The sequence below is a fragment of the Dellaglioa sp. CoH-57-MRSF-17 genome (assembly GCF_056782015.1).
Window position 1 is genome coordinate 376256 of the sequence record NZ_JBXAXY010000001.1, and the last position, 18322, is coordinate 394577.

At 34.7% G+C, this 18322-nt stretch carries 17 protein-coding genes and 1 riboswitch; of the genes, 15 read left to right on the top strand and 2 right to left on the bottom strand.

What is annotated here, in order from left to right; translation table 11 throughout:
- Nucleotides 1–21: 21 nt before the first annotated feature.
- The 3 genes from AC1RPJ_RS01740 to AC1RPJ_RS01750 all read left to right on the top strand — a co-directional run bounded on the left by AC1RPJ_RS01740 (nt 22) and on the right by AC1RPJ_RS01750 (nt 1213).
- The gene (locus AC1RPJ_RS01740) at nt 22–255 is read left to right on the top strand and encodes a hypothetical protein (protein ID WP_481760857.1); all 234 of its coding nucleotides are present in this window, start codon (nt 22–24) and stop codon (nt 253–255) included.
- Between the two features lie 14 nt (nt 256–269).
- A complete protein-coding gene (locus AC1RPJ_RS01745) occupies nt 270–641 on the top strand; it encodes a type II toxin-antitoxin system PemK/MazF family toxin (RefSeq protein WP_409021588.1) in 372 nt (123 codons plus the stop codon).
- 17 nt (nt 642–658) lie between these two features.
- A riboswitch (PreQ1 riboswitch) is annotated at nt 659–703 on the top strand.
- 9 nt (nt 704–712) lie between these two features.
- Nucleotides 713–1213, top strand: coding sequence for a QueT transporter family protein (locus AC1RPJ_RS01750; protein ID WP_481760856.1), 501 nt, complete (start codon nt 713–715; stop codon nt 1211–1213).
- Nucleotides 1214–1245: 32 nt separating this feature from the next.
- Here AC1RPJ_RS01750 and cbpA read toward each other — a convergent pair whose 3' ends face one another.
- A complete protein-coding gene (cbpA, locus tag AC1RPJ_RS01755; protein ID WP_409021586.1) occupies nt 1246–1881 on the bottom strand; it encodes a cyclic di-AMP binding protein CbpA in 636 nt (211 codons plus the stop codon).
- Between the two features lie 148 nt (nt 1882–2029).
- Nucleotides 2030–2992 carry an L-lactate dehydrogenase gene (locus AC1RPJ_RS01760; protein WP_409021585.1) on the bottom strand — a complete coding sequence of 321 codons (963 nt, stop codon included), beginning with the start codon at nt 2990–2992 and terminating at the stop codon, nt 2030–2032.
- A 209-nt stretch (nt 2993–3201) separates the two neighbouring features.
- Between AC1RPJ_RS01760 and pth the strand changes: the two genes are divergently transcribed.
- The 12 genes from pth (at nt 3202) to lysS (ending at nt 17983) form a co-directional block, all read left to right on the top strand.
- Entirely contained in the window at nt 3202–3765 is a 564-nt protein-coding gene (gene pth, locus AC1RPJ_RS01765) for an aminoacyl-tRNA hydrolase (RefSeq protein ID WP_409021584.1), read from the top strand.
- 36 nt (nt 3766–3801) lie between these two features.
- A complete protein-coding gene (gene mfd / locus AC1RPJ_RS01770; protein ID WP_481760855.1) occupies nt 3802–7323 on the top strand; it encodes a transcription-repair coupling factor in 3522 nt (1173 codons plus the stop codon).
- A gap of 21 nt (nt 7324–7344) precedes the next feature.
- Nucleotides 7345–8913: a putative polysaccharide biosynthesis protein gene (locus AC1RPJ_RS01775; RefSeq protein WP_481760854.1), complete on the top strand. Its 1569-nt coding sequence runs from the start codon at nt 7345–7347 to the stop codon at nt 8911–8913.
- Between the two features lie 17 nt (nt 8914–8930).
- Nucleotides 8931–9197 carry an RNA-binding S4 domain-containing protein gene (locus AC1RPJ_RS01780; protein ID WP_481760853.1) on the top strand — a complete coding sequence of 89 codons (267 nt, stop codon included), beginning with the start codon at nt 8931–8933 and terminating at the stop codon, nt 9195–9197.
- A 44-nt stretch (nt 9198–9241) separates the two neighbouring features.
- The gene (locus tag AC1RPJ_RS01785) at nt 9242–9628 is read left to right on the top strand and encodes an FtsB family cell division protein (RefSeq protein WP_481760852.1); all 387 of its coding nucleotides are present in this window, start codon (nt 9242–9244) and stop codon (nt 9626–9628) included.
- 99 nt (nt 9629–9727) lie between these two features.
- Nucleotides 9728–10207, top strand: a complete 480-nt coding sequence (locus tag AC1RPJ_RS01790; protein WP_481760851.1) for a S1 domain-containing RNA-binding protein — start codon at nt 9728–9730, stop codon at nt 10205–10207.
- A gap of 76 nt (nt 10208–10283) precedes the next feature.
- Nucleotides 10284–11651 (top strand): tRNA lysidine(34) synthetase TilS, encoded by a 1368-nt coding sequence (gene tilS / locus AC1RPJ_RS01795; protein WP_481760850.1) that lies wholly within the window; start codon nt 10284–10286, stop codon nt 11649–11651.
- Between the two features lie 5 nt (nt 11652–11656).
- On the top strand, nt 11657–12196 hold the full coding sequence (gene hpt / locus AC1RPJ_RS01800) for a hypoxanthine phosphoribosyltransferase (RefSeq protein ID WP_409021576.1): 540 nt from the start codon (nt 11657–11659) through the stop codon (nt 12194–12196).
- A 93-nt stretch (nt 12197–12289) separates the two neighbouring features.
- Entirely contained in the window at nt 12290–14368 is a 2079-nt protein-coding gene (gene ftsH / locus AC1RPJ_RS01805; protein WP_409021575.1) for an ATP-dependent zinc metalloprotease FtsH, read from the top strand.
- A 77-nt stretch (nt 14369–14445) separates the two neighbouring features.
- Nucleotides 14446–15330 (top strand): Hsp33 family molecular chaperone HslO, encoded by an 885-nt coding sequence (gene hslO, locus AC1RPJ_RS01810; RefSeq protein ID WP_481760849.1) that lies wholly within the window; start codon nt 14446–14448, stop codon nt 15328–15330.
- 71 nt (nt 15331–15401) lie between these two features.
- Complete coding sequence (gene dusB / locus AC1RPJ_RS01815; RefSeq protein WP_481760848.1) at nt 15402–16412, top strand: tRNA dihydrouridine synthase DusB; 1011 nt, start codon at nt 15402–15404, stop codon at nt 16410–16412.
- A 71-nt stretch (nt 16413–16483) separates the two neighbouring features.
- Complete coding sequence (lysS, locus tag AC1RPJ_RS01820) at nt 16484–17983, top strand: lysine--tRNA ligase (protein WP_481760847.1); 1500 nt, start codon at nt 16484–16486, stop codon at nt 17981–17983.
- The last annotated feature ends 339 nt before the right edge of the window (nt 17984–18322 follow it).

The window sequence follows — 18322 nt, forward strand, 5'->3', positions numbered from 1 at the left end:
AATTCTATGGGGGAAGTGCAGATGGATAAAAATGAGAAAGTAGCAATGAGTCATATAGCCGATTACTGTGCATATTATTCGATTACCAATGAAGCGTTGAAGGATAGCGAAATATTTAACTCTATTTTAAGTCATAAAAAAATGATGGATGAGTTAATTGATGGCTACTCAGAAATGGGACAATTGAATAGTGAAATCTGTAATGATTTTAAAGGATCTGAAGATGAAGTGTTATTGCACCTTCAAATTATGTAGAGAGTTGGGATAAGATGGTTGAAAGTATCATACGTGGTGATATATTCTATGCAGATTTATCGCCCGTTATTGGTTCTGAACAAGGCGGTATGAGACCTGTTCTCATTATCCAAAACAATATTGGGAATCGTTATAGTCCGACAGTCATCGTTGCCGCCATTACGGCGCGCATCCAGAAGCCTAAAATGCCAACACATGTTGGACTTTTAGCAAGTAGAGATGGTATTGAAAAAGATTCAGTTATACTAATGGAGCAAATTCGCACAATTGATAAGCAACGTCTAAAAGATCGTATCACGCATGTATCGAAAAAAAGTATGCTTGAGGTTGATGATGCGCTTAGAATGAGTGTTGGACTTGTTTCAGCAATACATAAAGAAAAATAAACAGTAAAAAGACATAAAAAAACGTGGTTCGTAACCATCCCACGCTAAAAAACTAAGGGAGTCTATTAATAATGACAAAAAATAATCGTGTAAACCAGGTAATCATTAATGGTTTAATCGCTGCACTTTATATCGTATTGGCAGTTGTTCCAGGAATGGTGAACATGGCTAGTGGTGCTATTCAATTTCGACTATCAGAAGGATTGAATCACTTAGTACTTTTCAATAAGAAATATATCTGGGGTGTTTCATTAGGGGTTATCTTATTTAATCTCTTTTACAGCAGTCCGTTAGATGTTCTTTTTGGGGGCGTACAAACAATCATGGGTCTTTTAATTGTGATTTTTGTTAGTCCTAAGTTTAAGAAAATGTGGCAAAAAATGCTTTTAAATATTATGGTTTTCTCATTTACCATGTTTTTAATCGCTATTATGTTGAACATTACAGCGAGCTTACCGTTCTGGCCTACTTACGGTACAACAGCATTATCTGAATTTGTAATAATGACAATTACAGCACCAATAATGCTCGTTTTAGATCGTGCTATTCACTTTGATAAAAGAATGCATTAAAAAAACAGACCCGAAAGGGTCTGTTTTTTTGTCTAACTACGTAAATCTTCAATTTCAGAAACAATAAATTCTTTACGTCCTAAGTTATCAACAATTTTATCAACTTTTTCTTGGTTTACACCAGCTGGTAATGTGAATAATGTTCGGCGTAATAATTCGCCTTCTTTAACATCTAAAGTCATACAACTAGCAATTGATGAATATTTTGTAATGATTTTAGCCATATCAACTAAATCACCACGTTCGCCAGCTGAAATAACAGTTAAGACATAACTACCAACATCAAAATTCCATGATTGAGACAACATATCTAGAAGACGTGTATGTGTTAAAATACCCTCAAAATAGTTGTTTTCATTTAAAACAGCAATATAAGGTAAGTCTTTAATTGAAAAGAAAACGTTGAAGAAAGCTGAATCAGATGAAATAAACTTAGTCGCATTTTTAAGAAGATAAGTAACAGGAAGTGACATATCGCCACCCTGTGATTTATGACGATAAATATGCATTTTATAAATATTACCACGGAAAATTTGACCCGTTTCATCTAAGATTGGCACACAACGGAATCCAGAATTTTCTAGGACCGTAAGTGCTTCTTCAAGTGTGACACTTTCACGGACGGTTGTTAGTTCTTTTAATGGTTTAACTAAAGTATTTAATAACATATAGGCGCCTCCAAATATTAAATTTTTCTCATTTACATTTTTATAATACCATAAAAAAAGCTTTTTAACAGTAATTTGACTATTAAAATTGTATTAAAAAAGGAACGGAAGAATGTCTTCCGTTCCTTTTTTGGAAAATAATTAAAAATTATTCACCTAATGCTTTAAGACCATCATTTAATACTTGTTTCAAAGTAGCAGCTGAATCAGTCATACGTTTAGATTCAACATCACTTAAAGGTACTTCGATGATTTGTGCAAGACCTTGGCCATTAACAACACCTGGTGTACCGATATAAATATCGTTCAAACCATATTGTCCGTCCATGTATGCACTAACAGGTAATACGGCATTTTCGTCACGCAAAATTGCTTTTGAAAGACGAGCTAATGCTGTACCAATACCGTAGAATGTTGCGCCTTTTTTGTTGATAATTTCGTAAGCTTTGTTACGAACGTCATCTTCAATTTTAGCAAGTTGGTCATCAGAAATGTTGTTAGCTTTTGCCCAATCTAAGAATGGAAGACCACCAACAGTTGCAGCTGAGTAAGCAGCAAATTCTGTATCGCCATGTTCGCCCATCATGTAAGCATGGATTGAACGAGGATCTGTAATGTCAGTTAATTTGCTTAAAGCAACACGTAAACGTGAAGTATCAAGTGAAGTACCTGAACCAATAACACGATCTTTAGGGAAACCAGAGAATTTCATTGTTGCGTAAGTTAAAATATCAACTGGGTTAGCAGCAACTAAGAAAATACCTTTAAATCCAGATTCAACGATTGGAGATACGATACTTTTCAAGATGTTTAAGTTTTTGTTTACAAGGTCAAGGCGTGTTTCACCTGGTTTTTGTGGAGCACCAGCAGTGATAACGACAAGATCTGCATCTTCACAGTCAGAGTATTCTGCTGAGTAGATACGTTTAGGAAATGCGAATGGTGTTGCATCTTCTAAATCTAAAGCATCTCCGACAGTGCGATCTTTCGCAACATCGATGATACCGAATTCTTCGCCGACACCTTGGAGTGTCATTGCGAATGCGTAACTAGAACCTACGGCGCCATCGCCGACTAAGATAACTTTTTGATGATTTTCTGTTTTTGTCAAAATAATTCATCCTTTCAGAGCTATAATTATTACTGAATAATTATAACATGTTTGTTTGTGAAAAAACATACTAGATGAGAGAGTTCTTTCACAAAATTTTCATAAATCGAGTATGGTATAATAGTTGAAAGAAAAGAATAGGGTCGAAATGCTGGGTAAGTTGAATAAACTTGCCCAGATGTTTGCGTTTATTTAAAGGAGAAATTAAAATGAAAATGATAGTCGGTTTAGGAAATATTGGGCAAAAGTATGATGGAACAAGACACAATGTCGGATTCGCTACAGTAGATGTATTTGCAAAACAACATAATGCCGATTTTGGATCTAGCAAGTATGAAGCGCAAGTGGCATCGTTTAATTTAAATGGTGAAAAAATTGTCTTAGTTAAACCATCTACTTATATGAATGATTCAGGTCGAGCTGTTAGACCGTTGATGGATTTCTATAAAATTGATGTTTCAGACATCCTTATTGTGAACGATGATCTTGATTTAGAAGTTGGTCGGATTCGATTACGTCAAAAAGGATCAGCAGGCGGACATAATGGTTTGAAAAGCATTATCGCACATACAGGAACACAGGAATTTAAACGTATTAAAATTGGTATTGACCATCCAGACAAAGTTTCTGTCGTAGATTGGGTATTAACGAAATTTTCTAAAAACCAAGAAAAAGACTTAGGTGATGCAATCAATACAGCAACTTTAGCAATTGAGGATTGGTTGGAAACAGATGATTTTATGAATACGATGAACAAGTATAACCATAAATAAGAAAAAGCTGTTTAGAAAAGGGTAAAGGGTAGAATAATGAATTTAGAAGCAATGATGCAGACTGTTCCTGGTGTAGATAACTGGCTAACAAATATTGAACCTAATACAAGACAATTGTTAACTGGACTAACGGGTTCAGCTAAAACATTGATGTTAGCTACTATTTTTAAAGATAAAAAAAAATCTATGTTGGTTGTGACAGATAATTTATTTCATGCAACACAATTAAATGAAGATTTAACTAACTTTATTAATGAAGAAGATGTGCTTACATTCCCAGTTGAAGAATTATTAGCTGCAGAACTGGCAACAAGTTCACCAGAATCTAAAAGTGAACGTGTCCAAACGCTTCAGGCTCTATTAGAAGGAACACCAAAGATTGTTGTAACATCAATCTCGGGGTTACGACGTTTTCTAGCACCTGTTTCAACGTGGAAACAAGCAACATTAAACTTAGCTGTTGGAAAAGATATTGATTTGAAAGCCACGGAAACTCAACTCTTTACGATGGGCTATCAACGTCAAAAGTTGGTTGAACGTCCTGGGGATTTTGCTGTACGTGGTTCTATCTTGGATATTTACCCATTGACCGTAGAAAACCCAATTAGACTAGATTTATTTGATACGGAAATAGATTCATTACGTTATTTTGATGTGACTAATCAACGAAGCTTAGAGAATGTGGACCAGATTCAAATTATACCCGCGACAGATTTTATTGCGACTGACGCTATGCTATTGGAAGCTAGTCAAACATTAAAAAAAGCGTATGGTGTTGAATATAAGCGATTAGATAATGATGATCAAGAGCGATTAGAATCAAATATTATGCCGCTTATGAGTGATTTTGAAAAAGGACGCTTAGCTCCGGAACATTTATTATTTAGCGATATTATTTATCAAGGTAAAACAAGTCTGTTAGATTACTTGGGTAGCAATGGTTTAATTGTAATGGACGATTATCCGAGATTATTAGAAGCTGAAAAGACGCTTAAACTAGATGAAGATAACTGGATGGCAGATAAGTTAAAAACACATCAAGTTTTGTCTACAAGTGTTTTTGGATTTGAATTACGAGATTTATTGAAAAATGAATCGCATGCTGAATTATTTCTGGCTCATTTTCAAAAAGGAATGGGTCACCTCAAATTTAATCAATTGATTGATGTACCAGGACATGCCATGCAACAATTTTTTAGCCAAATGCCATTACTTAAAACAGAAATGGATCGTTGGTTAAAAAAGAAACAGACTATTATTGTTATGGTTCAAGATAAAGAGCGACTTGATAAAGTCTCACAAACCTTGGATGATTTTGAGATTCCTTCTATCATGACGACTTTGGATAGCCTACAGTTAGGAAAAGTTCAGGTAGTAGAAGGTAACTTACAAGCTGGATTTGAATTGCCAATGGCAAACTTAGTTGTTGTGACAGAACATGAAATGTTTAACAAAGTCACTAAAAAACGTCCAAAACGCCAAACATTAGCGAATGCAGAACGCCTTAAAAGTTATCAAGATTTGAAACCAGGAGACTATGTGGTCCATGTTAATCATGGTATTGGACAGTTTATTGGAATGGAAACATTAGAAGTCGATGGTAAACATCAAGATTATATGACAATTTCTTATCGGGATGAAGCTAAATTATTTATTCCAGTAACCCAATTAAACATGGTTCAAAAGTATGTTTCTTCTGAATCTAAGTCACCTAGAATTAACAAATTGGGTGGTACTGAATGGACCAAAACGAAAAATAAAGTTGCTGCTAAAATTGAAGATATTGCTGATGATTTAGTTGCATTGTATGCTGAACGTGAAGCAGAAGTTGGATTTCAATTTTCAAAGGACAACGATTATCAGATGGAATTTGAAAATGCATTTCCATACTCTGAAACTGAAGATCAAATTAGAAGTTCAAATGAAATTAAGCACGATATGGAACAAAAGAAACCAATGGATCGTTTATTGATTGGTGATGTAGGTTTTGGGAAAACAGAAGTCGCGTTACGTGCCGCTTTTAAAGCCATTCAAGATAATAAACAGGTTGCTTTATTAGTGCCTACAACGGTGTTAGCGCAACAACATTACGAAACAATGATTAATCGATTCGAAGGATTTCCAGTTGAAATTGGGATTTTATCTCGTTTTAGAACAAAGAAACAACTTAAAGAAACAACTGATAAAATGGCTAGTGGTGCATTAGATATTGTCGTTGGGACACATCGAATTTTATCGAAAGATATTCAATTTGCTGATTTAGGATTGTTAATTGTTGATGAAGAGCAACGGTTTGGTGTGAAACATAAAGAACGACTCAAAGAGTTTAAGTCACAAGTGGACGTCTTAACGTTAACGGCAACGCCAATCCCAAGGACACTTAATATGTCGATGCTTGGGGTTCGCGATTTATCAGTAATTGAAACGGCACCATTGAACCGTTACCCAATTCAAACTTATGTAATGGAACAAAATGGTGGAACTATTCGAGATGGAATACAACGTGAACTTCAACGTGGTGGACAAGTTTTTTATTTGCATAATCGAGTTGAAGATATTGAAAAAGTAGTTTCAGAAATTGAGATTATGGTTCCTGAAGCTAGTGTCGCGTATATCCATGGTCAAATGACTGAAAATCAATTAGAAAATGTCTTGTATGATTTCATTCAAGGTGTCTATGATGTGTTGGTAACAACGACAATTATTGAAACGGGCGTAGATATTTCTAATGCTAATACATTATTTGTCGAAAATGCTGACCACATGGGATTGGCGCAACTTTACCAGTTACGTGGTCGTGTTGGTCGTAGTAGTCGAATTGCGTATGCCTACTTTATGTATAAACCTAATAAGGTTTTGACTGAAGTGAGCGAAAAACGCTTAGAAGCAATCAAAGACTTCACCGAATTGGGTTCTGGATTTAAAATTGCTATGCGAGATTTATCTATTCGTGGAGCAGGAAATCTATTGGGCCGACAACAACATGGTTTCATTGATTCTGTTGGATATGATTTATATACACAGATGTTGACAGAAGCTGTGAATAAAAAACAAGGTAAAAAAGCTGAGCCTAAATCAGATTCTGAAATTGACATTAATATTGAAGCTTATTTACCATCATCTTACATTGATGATCAGCGTCAAAAAATTGAAATTTATAAACGTATTCGACAGCTTGATAATTATGATCAATATTTGGAAGTACAAGGTGATTTAATTGATCGTTTCGGCGAATTTCCAACTGAAGTGAATAACTTAATGGAAATTGGCTTACTTAAATTATTTGCCGATAAGGCATTAGTTGATAAAATTAAAAAAGATAAAGACCAGTTAATTGTTTCTGTTTCAGAAAAAGGAACGACATTGCTGGGTACGGAAGCAATTTTCATGGCATTATCAGCAACAAAATTAAAAGCGTCATTAAAAACTCAGGGCAAACAAATGCGTGTGATTTTAGTGATTCAACCTAAGATGACTGAGACTGACTGGTTGATTGAATTACAAAACTTTATTCAAGCGTTAAGCGAATCCGTTGGGTCAGTGACTGCAGCTAACTAATAAAAAAGGAATCGAAATGATATGGGAAATAAGCAACTTAGACATTTAATGCGTGGTGCAATGATTCTATCGATTGCCTCACTAATTGCCAAGATTTTGAGTGCCATTTACCGAGTGCCATTCCAAAATTTAGTCGGAGATACGGGCTTCTATATTTATCAGCAAGTTTATCCTATTTATGGGATAGGGATGACTTTTGCTTTGACTGGATTTCCCGTCTACATTAGTAAGTTAATTGCTGAAGAGCCTTCGAAAGAAGATAAAATAAAATTGTCTCATGATATATTTATTGTTTTAAGTATATTTAGTTTAGTTATCTTTTCTGGCTTACAATTAGGAGCTTCATGGATTGCGACAGCTATGGGTGATGGACAGTTAGCAGGCTTAATTAAAAGTGTTTCATTTATGTTCTTATTTTTACCTGTTTTAGCAGTGGGACGTGGTTATTATCAAGGTATTTTTGAAATGAACAAAACTGCTGTCTCCCAAGTTGTTGAACAACTATTACGTGTTGGACTCATTATTTTAGCGGCATACATTGCGGTTGAAAATAATATGTCATTATATTCGATGGGAGCATGGGCAATGTTTGGGGCAACTATTGGTGCTATTGGCGCAAGTGTTTCTTTTATTCACTTTTACAGGGTTGAATTTAGGAAGACTAGGCTTCAAACAAACTGGCAAAGATTACTGATAACCTCTAAAAAATTATTTTCGGAGGGTCTTATCATCTGTCTATTTGCAGCAATGATGGTGCTATTACAATTAGTTGATTCATTCACAGTGAAAAACGGATTAGTGCACTTTGGTTATTCAAATAATATTGCAAAATCGTTAAAAGGAGTCTATGACCGTGCACAGCCTTTAGTACAACTTGGACTAGTTATTTCTGTTGGGTTCTCTTCGATGTTATTGCCATCTCTGGCTTCGGCCCGTCGTGAAAACCGAAAAAAGGATTTTCAACGATATGCTGGGATGTTAGTGCACATAACGGTGGCGTTATCGATGGCGGCAACCATCGGACTGATTGCTGTTATGCCACTTGTTAACCAATCTTTATTTGGGGATCAACTTCAAAATGGTACATTATCGGTTTATATGTTTAGTATTTTCTTAGCAGCAGTTATTGGAACATACAACAGCGTCCTACAGAGTCTGGGATTGTATCGTACGTCAGTCATTGCTTTGATTATCGGATTGTTACTTAAAATGAGTATTAATTTTTACCTAGTTTCTATATTAGGAACAGTTGGAGCAAGTATTGCGACAATCTTAAGTTTATTACTTGTATTAATTGCCATGTGGGTTATGTCACCCAGTGAGATTAGACAGTTACTAATTGATCCCAAATTTATGATGAAATTAACTTTAATTTGTGTAATTATGGGAATTGTGGTTTATTTATTAGATAATCAGTTAATTAATTGGACGAATGACAAGCGATTGTTGAGTGGCATTATAGCGCTCGTTTCTGGATCTATTGGTGCTGGAATATTTGGTGGTTTAGCAGTTAAATGGGAATTATTTTCGATTCGAGAATGGCTAAGCTTTCCATTTGGAAAACGTATTTTAAAAAAATTTATAAGATAAATAAAGGGGATTAACTAATGAGATTAGATAAATTTTTAAAAGTGTCACGTATTATTAAACGTCGTACAGTTGCAAAAGAAATTGCAGATAAGGGTCGAATTATGATTAATGATAAAATGGCAAAATCTTCAACAGATGTTGTTGTTGGGGATGAGTTAACAATCCAATTTGGTAATAAAACGCTGACTGTTCGAGTTATGGCGCTTAAAGAAACAACGAAAAAAGCAGAATCAATTGATTTATATGAAGTTGTTTCTGAAGTTTATACAGAAGAAAGTCGATAATTATCGATTTTTAATTGGAGTCCTTTATTGGGTTAGGAGACAAGATGGCCGATAATAAATCGAAAATTAAATTTTTAGATAATGATTTTATGAAAGCTAATAAAACAGAAAGAAAAAAAGATCAACGATTGGTAACTATTCACCGCCGCCGTATGATTGGATTAGGAGCTGTTTTAATAATTATAATCATTTTCTTTAGCGTACAGTTAATTTCAACCAAGCTTAAGGTTGCACATTATAAGCAAGAAACAGCAGTTGAACAAACGAAATTAAAAAAAGCTAAAGCAAATCAAAAAGATCTTAAATTTCAAATTAAACAATTAAATGATAACGATTATTTATTAAAATTAATTCGTGAAAAATATTATTTCTCTAAAAAAGGTGAAACTGTCTATAGTTTTCCTAGTGATAAAGCAAATTTAAAAAACTAATCAATCAGGGATAGAATTACCCGTGATTTAACTTTGTATCAAGGTTTATAGCGTGGTATACTAGTATGGTATATATATCTAAGGAGGAACAACTTTTTTATGTCTATTGAAGTCGGAGAGAAAGTTTCAGGTAAAGTTTCAGGAATTACAAATTTCGGTGCATTTATTGATTTGGGTGACAGAAAAACAGGATTAGTACATATTAGTGAAGTTTCTGATGGATTCATCAAAGATATTCATGATGCACTAACTGTTGGGGATGAAGTCACAGTTAAAGTTTTATCCATTGGCGACGATGGTAAGATAAGTTTATCAATACGAAAAGCTGTTGATAAGCCTCAAGTAACAGAAACAAAATCTCGTCCACAGAAAACATTTAATAAAGATACTCGCGCATCGACTGGTTCTCGTCCATCAAATGGTGGTAAGAATCGCTATCAGACTAAAAAAGTTGAACCTCAAAAAGATGACTTCGATTCATTGTTGTCAGGCTTTTTGAAAGATAGTGAAGATCGGTTAGTTTCATTAAAGAGAAGTACTGAAGGTAAGCGCGGTGGCCGTGGTGGCCGACGTAATTAATAACGAATTTTAAAGATGAGTGGTTGAAATGAAAATTTTAAACCACTCTTTTTTTAATGAAAAAAGGAGAAAAGTTTTGCTGAATACAAGATTTGAGGCTCAATATCGGCTACTTGGTAGTCCTGAAAAAATTCTGGTTGCTGTTTCAACAGGTGTTGATTCAATGGTCCTCATGGATTTGTTGCAACGATTACCAGATGAAATCCGGCCTGAGATAGGCGTTGCCTACATTGACCATCAATTAAGAGAGCAGAGCCGTATTGAAACTGAGTTCATCGAAAAGTATTGTCTAGATCATCAATTTAAATTATATAAAAAAGTTTGGCCAGTACATGAACATGGATTAAATGGTATTGAAAATGCAGCGCGCAAAATGAGATATGATTTTTTTGAGCAAATAATGGTATCAGAAACTTATGCAACGTTAATGACAGCGCATCAAGCAGATGACCAGCTCGAAACACTTGTTATGAAAGGAATTCGTGGCGGAGATATCAGACAGTTAACGGGTATCAGTCAAACTAGATCATTTGGACCAGGGATGTTAGTTAGACCGTTACTTTTGTTCACAAAACAGGCTATTCGGCAGTACGCAAAGCATGAAAACATTGTTTTTTTTGAAGATGAAACGAATCAATTAAGTGATTTTTTTAGAAATCGAGTTAGAAAAGAAATTATACCGAAAATGCTTGAAAATAATAAACAAGTAATTAAGCATGCACAAAGTTATGCAGATCAGTTAACGAACCTATTAGATTTAGCAGATGAAGCAATTAGTGAAAAAATAAAAGAAATCAAATATGCTTCAGGATTTAAAATAAAAATGTGGACCACGTTGGAAACAAGGTGGCAAAAGCCGATATTGAAAAAAATCGCTGAAGAACATGGTGTTTTCTTAAAAGAAGACCAAATACAGCAAATTAGCCAGTTACTGCTGAATGAAAAAAAACCACAGGGTGAACTTAATTTAGGTGATGATCAATTATTTGTTAAAAAATATGAGTACATGGATTTCATTCAAAAAGAGAAAATAATTGAAAGTACTTCTGAAAAAATAATACTCGGTATGAATTCATGGGTTAATTTAAATAATAATGAAAAAATTGGCGTATTTAAAGCTGAAGAGATTAATCTAGATGAAGTAACTATAAAAGATTATATGATGGTTGATCACTCTATTGTTGAAGAGGGGCTTAGCTTGAGACATCGGTTGCCAGGCGATTATATCGACATAGGAAATAGTGCAAAACAAAAAATAAAAAAAATATTTATTGATCAAAAAATAAGTAGTAATGACCGTAATCAGGCTTGGGTATTAGAAACTAATACTAAGCGAATCATTTGGTTAATAAATTATAAAAAATCTCAATTGTCAGACACCGTTGAAACTGATAAAATACAAGACATAATCGTTTTAAAAAAACAAGGTCAGGGAAGAGGCTAAAGTGTATGGATGAAGATATCAAAAAAGTTCTTTACAGTGAGCAAGAAATTCAAGATGTTACTCGGCGATTAGGAAAACAGATTACCGCTGATTATCAAGGCAAAAATCCATTGCTTGTTTGTATATTAAAGGGCGCCTATCTTTTTATGGCTGACATTGCTAAAAATGTTGCAGATTATGCAGAAGTTGATTTTATGAATGTTTCGAGCTATGGGGATGGTACCGTATCAACTGGTGAGATTAAGATTATCAAAGATTTAGATATTGATGTTAAAGGCAGAGATGTGATTATTGTTGAAGATATCGTGGATACAGGACAAACTTTAGCTTACTTAATCGATCTGTTTAACAATAGAAATGTAAAATCTGTTAAGGTTTGTTCGTTGTTGGACAAACCAGAAGGTCGTAAAGTGACTGTTAACGTTGATTATGCAGGATTTGAAGTTCCAAATGAATTTGTAGTTGGTTATGGATTAGATTATGCTGAAAAATATAGGAACTTACCATATATTGGCGTCTTGAAACCTGAAATTTATACAGAGTAAAATAATGGTCAAAGAATGTCAATTGTGATATAGTGTATCCTATTCAAACGATAGTTGAAATAAAAATAAAGAAAAACGGGCAGGAGAGTAGATATGAAAAACAATCCTAAAAATGGACTTTTTAAAAATAGTTTATTTTACATAGTTATCATGCTTGGGATAATGGGTGTAATGTACTTCTTTTTTGATGGAAACAGCAAAACGGAAACACAAGAAATTCAATCAAGTGAATTTGTCTCAAAATTACAATCAAACCAAGTGAAATCATTTGATATTCAACCATCAGGTGGTGTCTACAAAATAACAGGGACTTATAAGAAAGCTCAAACAGAAAAGAGCAAGGATACTGGGTTCTCATTAATTCCAGCTTCAAAGAAAACAACAAAAGTTAAAAACTTTACGTCAACAGTTATTCAAAATGATTCAAATATGGCACAAATTTTGAAATCATCTGAAGCAACAAAGACAAAAATGGATACAAAAGAAGAACAATCAGATAGTATCTGGTTGCAATTAGCAATTACGGTTATTCCACTTGTATTAATGGTCGGCTTTTTCTATCTTATGATGGGACAAGCAGGACAAGGTGGCGGTGGTGGCGGTAAGGTGATGAACTTTGGTAAATCAAAAACAAAACCTTCCGAGAAAAAAGATAATAAAGTTCGTTTTGCTGATGTTGCCGGTGCAGAAGAAGAAAAGCAAGAACTTGTTGAAGTTGTTGAATTCTTAAAATCACCACGCAAATTTGCTGATTTAGGCGCTCGAATCCCATCAGGTGTTCTCCTAGAGGGACCTCCTGGTACTGGTAAAACTTTACTCGCAAAAGCAGTAGCTGGTGAAGCTGAAGTACCATTTTATTCAATTTCCGGTTCTGATTTCGTAGAAATGTTTGTCGGTGTTGGGGCAAGTCGTGTACGTGATTTGTTCGAAAATGCTAAGAAAACTGCACCATCAATTATCTTTATTGATGAAATTGATGCTGTCGGACGTCGTCGTGGCTCTGGTACAGGTGGCGGTAATGATGAACGTGAACAAACATTGAACCAATTACTTGTTGAAATGGATGGATTTACGGGTACAGAAGGTGTGATTGTAATTGCAGCTACTAACCGTTCGGATGTTCTGGATCCAGCACTTTTACGTCCTGGTCGTTTTGATCGTAAAGTTTTAGTAGGTCGCCCAGATGTTAAGGGTCGTGAGGCTATTCTTAATGTTCATGCAAAAAACAAACCGTTAGCATCTGATGTTGATTTAAAAGTTATTGCTAAGCAGACACCTGGATTTGTTGGTGCTGATTTAGAAAATCTTTTAAATGAAGCTGCATTATTAGCTGCTCGTCGTAATAAATCAAAAATTGATGCAAGCGATATGGATGAAGCTGAGGATCGTGTTATTGCGGGACCAGCAAAACGTGATCGTACGATTAATGAAAAAGAACGTCAAACAGTTGCATTCCATGAAGCCGGACATACAATTGTTGGATTAGTCCTAAATGATGCTAGAGTTGTTCACAAAGTAACAATTGTCCCTCGAGGTCGTGCTGGCGGTTACGCAATCATGTTACCAAAAGAAGATCAAATGTTATTGTCTAAAAAAGATATGAGTGAACAAATTGCTGGATTAATGGGTGGACGTGCAGCTGAAGAAATTGTTTACAATGAACAATCTTCAGGCGCATCAAACGATTTCCAACAAGCAACACAAATGGCTCGCTCAATGGTTACTGAATATGGAATGAGTGAAAAACTCGGACCTGTTCAATTAGAAGGCAATAGCCAAATGTTCGCTGGTGGTTCAGGTCAACCAAGTGCTGCTTACTCAAGCAATACGGCTGACATTATTGATTCTGAGGTTCGTCGTCTATCTGAAGAAGGTATGAAACTTGCTAAAGAAATTATTGAAGCACATAGAGAACAGCATAAATTGATTGCTGATAAGTTATTAGAATTTGAAACACTTGATGAAAAAGAAATTTTAAGCTTGTTCGAAGATGGCAAAATGCCAGAAAAAGACGATGCAAATGAATTTCCGAGTGAAAAAGATGGTTCTTTTGAAGCAACAAAAAAAGAATTAGAACGTAAAGATGCAAAAAAAATAGCTGAAGAAACAGATGAAGTTGATTTATCTAAAACGGTTGTTTTTTACCCCAAAGTGAATAAAGACGATAAATAATCGTTACTTAAGAACTCCGATGGATTATCTATCGGAGTTCTTGTTGGTCTAAAATGAATTATTTAAGGAGAAAACGAATGAAAGATTATCTTGTAAAAAGTTTGGCCTTTGACGGTAAATTAAGAGTATATGCTGTTACTGCGACAAATACGGTTGCTGAAGCACAAAGGAGACATGACACATGGAGCGCAGCATCAGCTGCACTTGGGCGGAGCCTAATAGGAACATTATTACTAAGTACATCTACATTGTCAGCCGATGAAAAAATGACCGTTAAAATTAATGGTGATGGGCCAGTTGGTGCTATCGTAATTGATGGTAACGCTGATGGAACAGTTAAAGGATATCTGAGTGAACCCCACGTTCATTTACCATTAAATGAAAAAAATAAAATTGATGTTAAAGGTGCCGTTGGAACAACTGGATCAATGGCAGTAACAAAAGATATGGGTATGAAGGAACCGTTTACGGGACAAGTCCCATTGGTTTCAGGTGAACTTGGCGAAGACTTTACTTACTATTTAGCTAAATCAGAGCAGATTCCATCATCAGTTGGATTATCTGTATTTGTGAACACGGACAATACAATCGAAGTGGCCGGTGGGTTTATGATTCAAGTAATGCCTGGCGCAACTGATGAAGTTATCGATAATTTAGAAAAAAAATTAGCAGAAATGCCTATGATTTCAGAATTGCTAAGAGATGGTAAAACGCCAGAAGATATTATATATCTGATGTTTGGTAAAGAAAATGTTAATATCTTGGATACAATGCCAGTTGCGTTCGAATGTGATTGTTCAAAAGATAAATTTTACGGTTCATTAGCTAGTTTGCCAAAAAGCGATATCACTGAAATGATCGAATTGGATCATGGTGCCGAAGCTGTTTGTCGTTTTTGTGGAAATCGATATCAATATTCTGAAAATGAATTAATGAAATTATTAGAGGGTTCAGCTAAATAAATTTTATCAATATATGATTTGTGTTATGATACTAAACAATAGTAAGTGTAAAAAACGATGAGGTGAATAGAATGGAATGGAAAATTGGCGATATATTAATTCCTAATCAAGTAGTTGTTGCACCTATGGCAGGTGTAACAAATGCGGCATTCAGAATGATTTGTAAGGATTTTGGTGCTGGATTAGTAGTTTGTGAAATGATTTCTGATAAAGGAATCCAATTTAGAAATAAAAAAACGTTGAGCATGTTGTTTGTAGATCCAAGAGAACATCCAGTTAGCGTTCAAATTTTTGGCGGAGATAAGGAAACATTGGTTGCTGCTGCTAAGTTTGTTGAAGAACACACGTCAGCCGACATAGTCGATATTAATATGGGTTGCCCTGTACCTAAAGTAACAAAAACAGACGCAGGCGCACGTTGGTTGCTTGATCCAGATAAAGTATACGAAATGGTTGATGCGGTTACTAATGAGCTGTCAATTCCGGTAACAGTTAAAATGAGAACAGGCTGGGACGAAGATCATATTTTAGCAGTTGAAAATGCCTTAGCTGCTGAACAAGGTGGTGCAGCTGCACTTGCAATGCACGGAAGAACACGTTTCCAGTTGTATAATGGTAAAGCAGATTGGAATATTTTACATGAAGTTAAAAGTAATTTAAAAACAATTCCTTTTATGGGTAATGGTGATATTAAAACGCCACAAGATGCAAAGAAGATGTTAGATGAAGTCGGTGCCGACGCTGTTATGATAGGCCGTGCTGCATTAGGAAATCCGTGGATGATTAGGCAGACAGCAACGTACCTTGAAACAGGTGAACTCATTGCTGAACCTTCAGCATCTGATAAAATTTTAGTTGCTAAAGAACACTTGCACGCACTTTGCCAGATAAAGGGTGAGGTTATTGGACCTAAAGAATTCAGAAGTCAAGCAGCATACTACTTAAAAGGTATTTCGCGTTCAGCTCGTGCTAAAGCAGCATTGAATGAAGCAAATTCAGAAGCTACTATGATAACGATATTTGATAAATTTTTAGAAGATACAAAAGAACGTGAATTCAAATTAATGCAAAAAGAAGCATAGAATTAGTTGCATTTTATTGGGTTAATTGGCATGATAGTAAGTGAAATATGTAATTAAGTGAGGGATATAATATGGTAAAGCAAGAACAAAGTATGAATGATCAATTAAAGGTACGTCGTGAAAAAGTTGTTGAACTTCGCGAAGCAGGGGTCGATCCATTTGGACACCGCTTTGAACGTAAAGACATGACTAAAGCATTACATGATAAGTATGATGCATTAACTAAAGAAGAACTTGATGGTATGGATATCCAAGCTACTATCGCAGGTAGATTAATGTCTAAACGTGGTAAAGGTAAAGTGAGTTTCGCTGATATTCAGGATAAAGATGGACGTTTACAATTATATGTCCGTAAAGATGTTGTAGGTGAAGATACATATCATATCTTTAAACGTTCAGATATTGGTGATTTTGTTGGTATAACAGGTGATGTTATGAAAACAGATATGGGTGAATTAACGATTCGCCCAACAGAAGTTACTTTCCTATCAAAAGCATTACGACCATTACCAGATAAATTTCATGGTTTGCAAAATGTAGAACAAATCTATAGACAAAGATATCTTGATTTAATCACAAATCGTGAAAGCTTTGATCGATTTATGAAACGTAGTCAAATTATTTCAGCTGTAAGACGTTATTTAGATGGTAATGGATATATTGAGGTTGAAACGCCAGTACTGCATAACCAAGCAGGTGGAGCATCAGCTAAACCATTTACAACACATCATAATGCGTTAGATATTGAACTATACTTGAGAATTGCACTAGAATTACATTTAAAACGACTTATCGTTGGTGGAATGGAAAAAGTATACGAAATTGGTCGAGTGTTCCGTAATGAAGGAATTGATACAAAACATAATCCTGAGTTTACAATGCTTGAAACGTACGTTGCATACTATGACTTCCATGATGTAATGGATGAAACTGAAGGCATTTTTAAAGCAGTCGCAGATGTAATTTCAAATGACGGAATTATTGAATATGATGGAAAAAAAGTAGATTTTAATAAAAAATTTGCAAGAGTTCATATGGTAGATGCTATTAAGTCCGTAACTGGAGTGGATTTTTGGAAAGAAATGTCAGTTGAAGAAGCACAAAAATTGGCAGATGAACATCATGTTAAATATGAAACATATTGGAAAGTTGGCCATATCATTAATGAATTTTTCGAAAAATTTGTTGAAGATACAATTGTTGATCCTACTTTTGTTTATGGACATCCTTTAGAAATTTCGCCTTTAGCAAAGAAAAATGAAGATGATCCAAGATTTACGGATCGTTTTGAAATGTATATTTTAGGTACAGAATATGCTAATGCATTTACTGAGTTAAATGACCCCATTGATCAAAGAGAGCGATTTGAGTCCCAAGTTGAAGAACGTGAAGATGGTAACGATGAAGCGGAAGGAATCGATGAAGATTTCATTGAAGCACTCGAATATGGTATGCCACCAACAGGTGGTTTAGGAATTGGAATAGATAGGTTGGTTATGTTAATGACTGATGCACAATCTATCAGAGATGTGTTATTATTTCCAACTATGAGACCAGATGATAATCAATAAATATTTTTAAATTATTTTATAGGATTATTTTTGATGAATAATATTATATGAGAGTATTGTCGCTATGTGACAATACTCTTTTTTTACTTTTATTTCAGCAGTAAAAGTAATAATAAAACACGATGTACACGTTTACATTCATTGATTTAGATTTAATTTAAATAAAGGCTTGACGAAGGTGATTATTCTTGGTAAAGTAATAAACGTTGCTTCAGTAGTAAACAACTAATTCAAATGTGACCAGTTAATTAATTAAAAAAGTTCTTGACAATTAACGAAATCCTTGATATGATATAAAAGTTGTCAAAAGCAACCAAGTAGATCTTTGAAAACTGAACA

Excerpts from the sequence above, each read along its gene's own strand:
- cbpA (WP_409021586.1), bottom strand. The coding sequence starts at position 1,881 with ATGTTATTAAATACTTTAGTTAAACCATTAAAAGAACTAACAACCGTC.
- ftsH (WP_409021575.1), top strand. The coding sequence starts at position 12,290 with ATGAAAAACAATCCTAAAAATGGACTTTTTAAAAATAGTTTATTTTAC.
- AC1RPJ_RS01740 (WP_481760857.1), top strand. The coding sequence starts at position 22 with ATGGATAAAAATGAGAAAGTAGCAATGAGTCATATAGCCGATTACTGT.
- hslO (WP_481760849.1), top strand. The coding sequence starts at position 14,446 with ATGAAAGATTATCTTGTAAAAAGTTTGGCCTTTGACGGTAAATTAAGA.
- lysS (WP_481760847.1), top strand. The coding sequence starts at position 16,484 with ATGGTAAAGCAAGAACAAAGTATGAATGATCAATTAAAGGTACGTCGT.
- AC1RPJ_RS01785 (WP_481760852.1), top strand. The coding sequence starts at position 9,242 with ATGGCCGATAATAAATCGAAAATTAAATTTTTAGATAATGATTTTATG.
- AC1RPJ_RS01745 (WP_409021588.1), top strand. The coding sequence starts at position 270 with ATGGTTGAAAGTATCATACGTGGTGATATATTCTATGCAGATTTATCG.
- AC1RPJ_RS01750 (WP_481760856.1), top strand. The coding sequence starts at position 713 with ATGACAAAAAATAATCGTGTAAACCAGGTAATCATTAATGGTTTAATC.
- AC1RPJ_RS01780 (WP_481760853.1), top strand. The coding sequence starts at position 8,931 with ATGAGATTAGATAAATTTTTAAAAGTGTCACGTATTATTAAACGTCGT.
- hpt (WP_409021576.1), top strand. The coding sequence starts at position 11,657 with ATGGATGAAGATATCAAAAAAGTTCTTTACAGTGAGCAAGAAATTCAA.
- mfd (WP_481760855.1), top strand. The coding sequence starts at position 3,802 with ATGAATTTAGAAGCAATGATGCAGACTGTTCCTGGTGTAGATAACTGG.
- dusB (WP_481760848.1), top strand. The coding sequence starts at position 15,402 with ATGGAATGGAAAATTGGCGATATATTAATTCCTAATCAAGTAGTTGTT.
- AC1RPJ_RS01775 (WP_481760854.1), top strand. The coding sequence starts at position 7,345 with ATGGGAAATAAGCAACTTAGACATTTAATGCGTGGTGCAATGATTCTA.
- pth (WP_409021584.1), top strand. The coding sequence starts at position 3,202 with ATGAAAATGATAGTCGGTTTAGGAAATATTGGGCAAAAGTATGATGGA.
- AC1RPJ_RS01790 (WP_481760851.1), top strand. The coding sequence starts at position 9,728 with ATGTCTATTGAAGTCGGAGAGAAAGTTTCAGGTAAAGTTTCAGGAATT.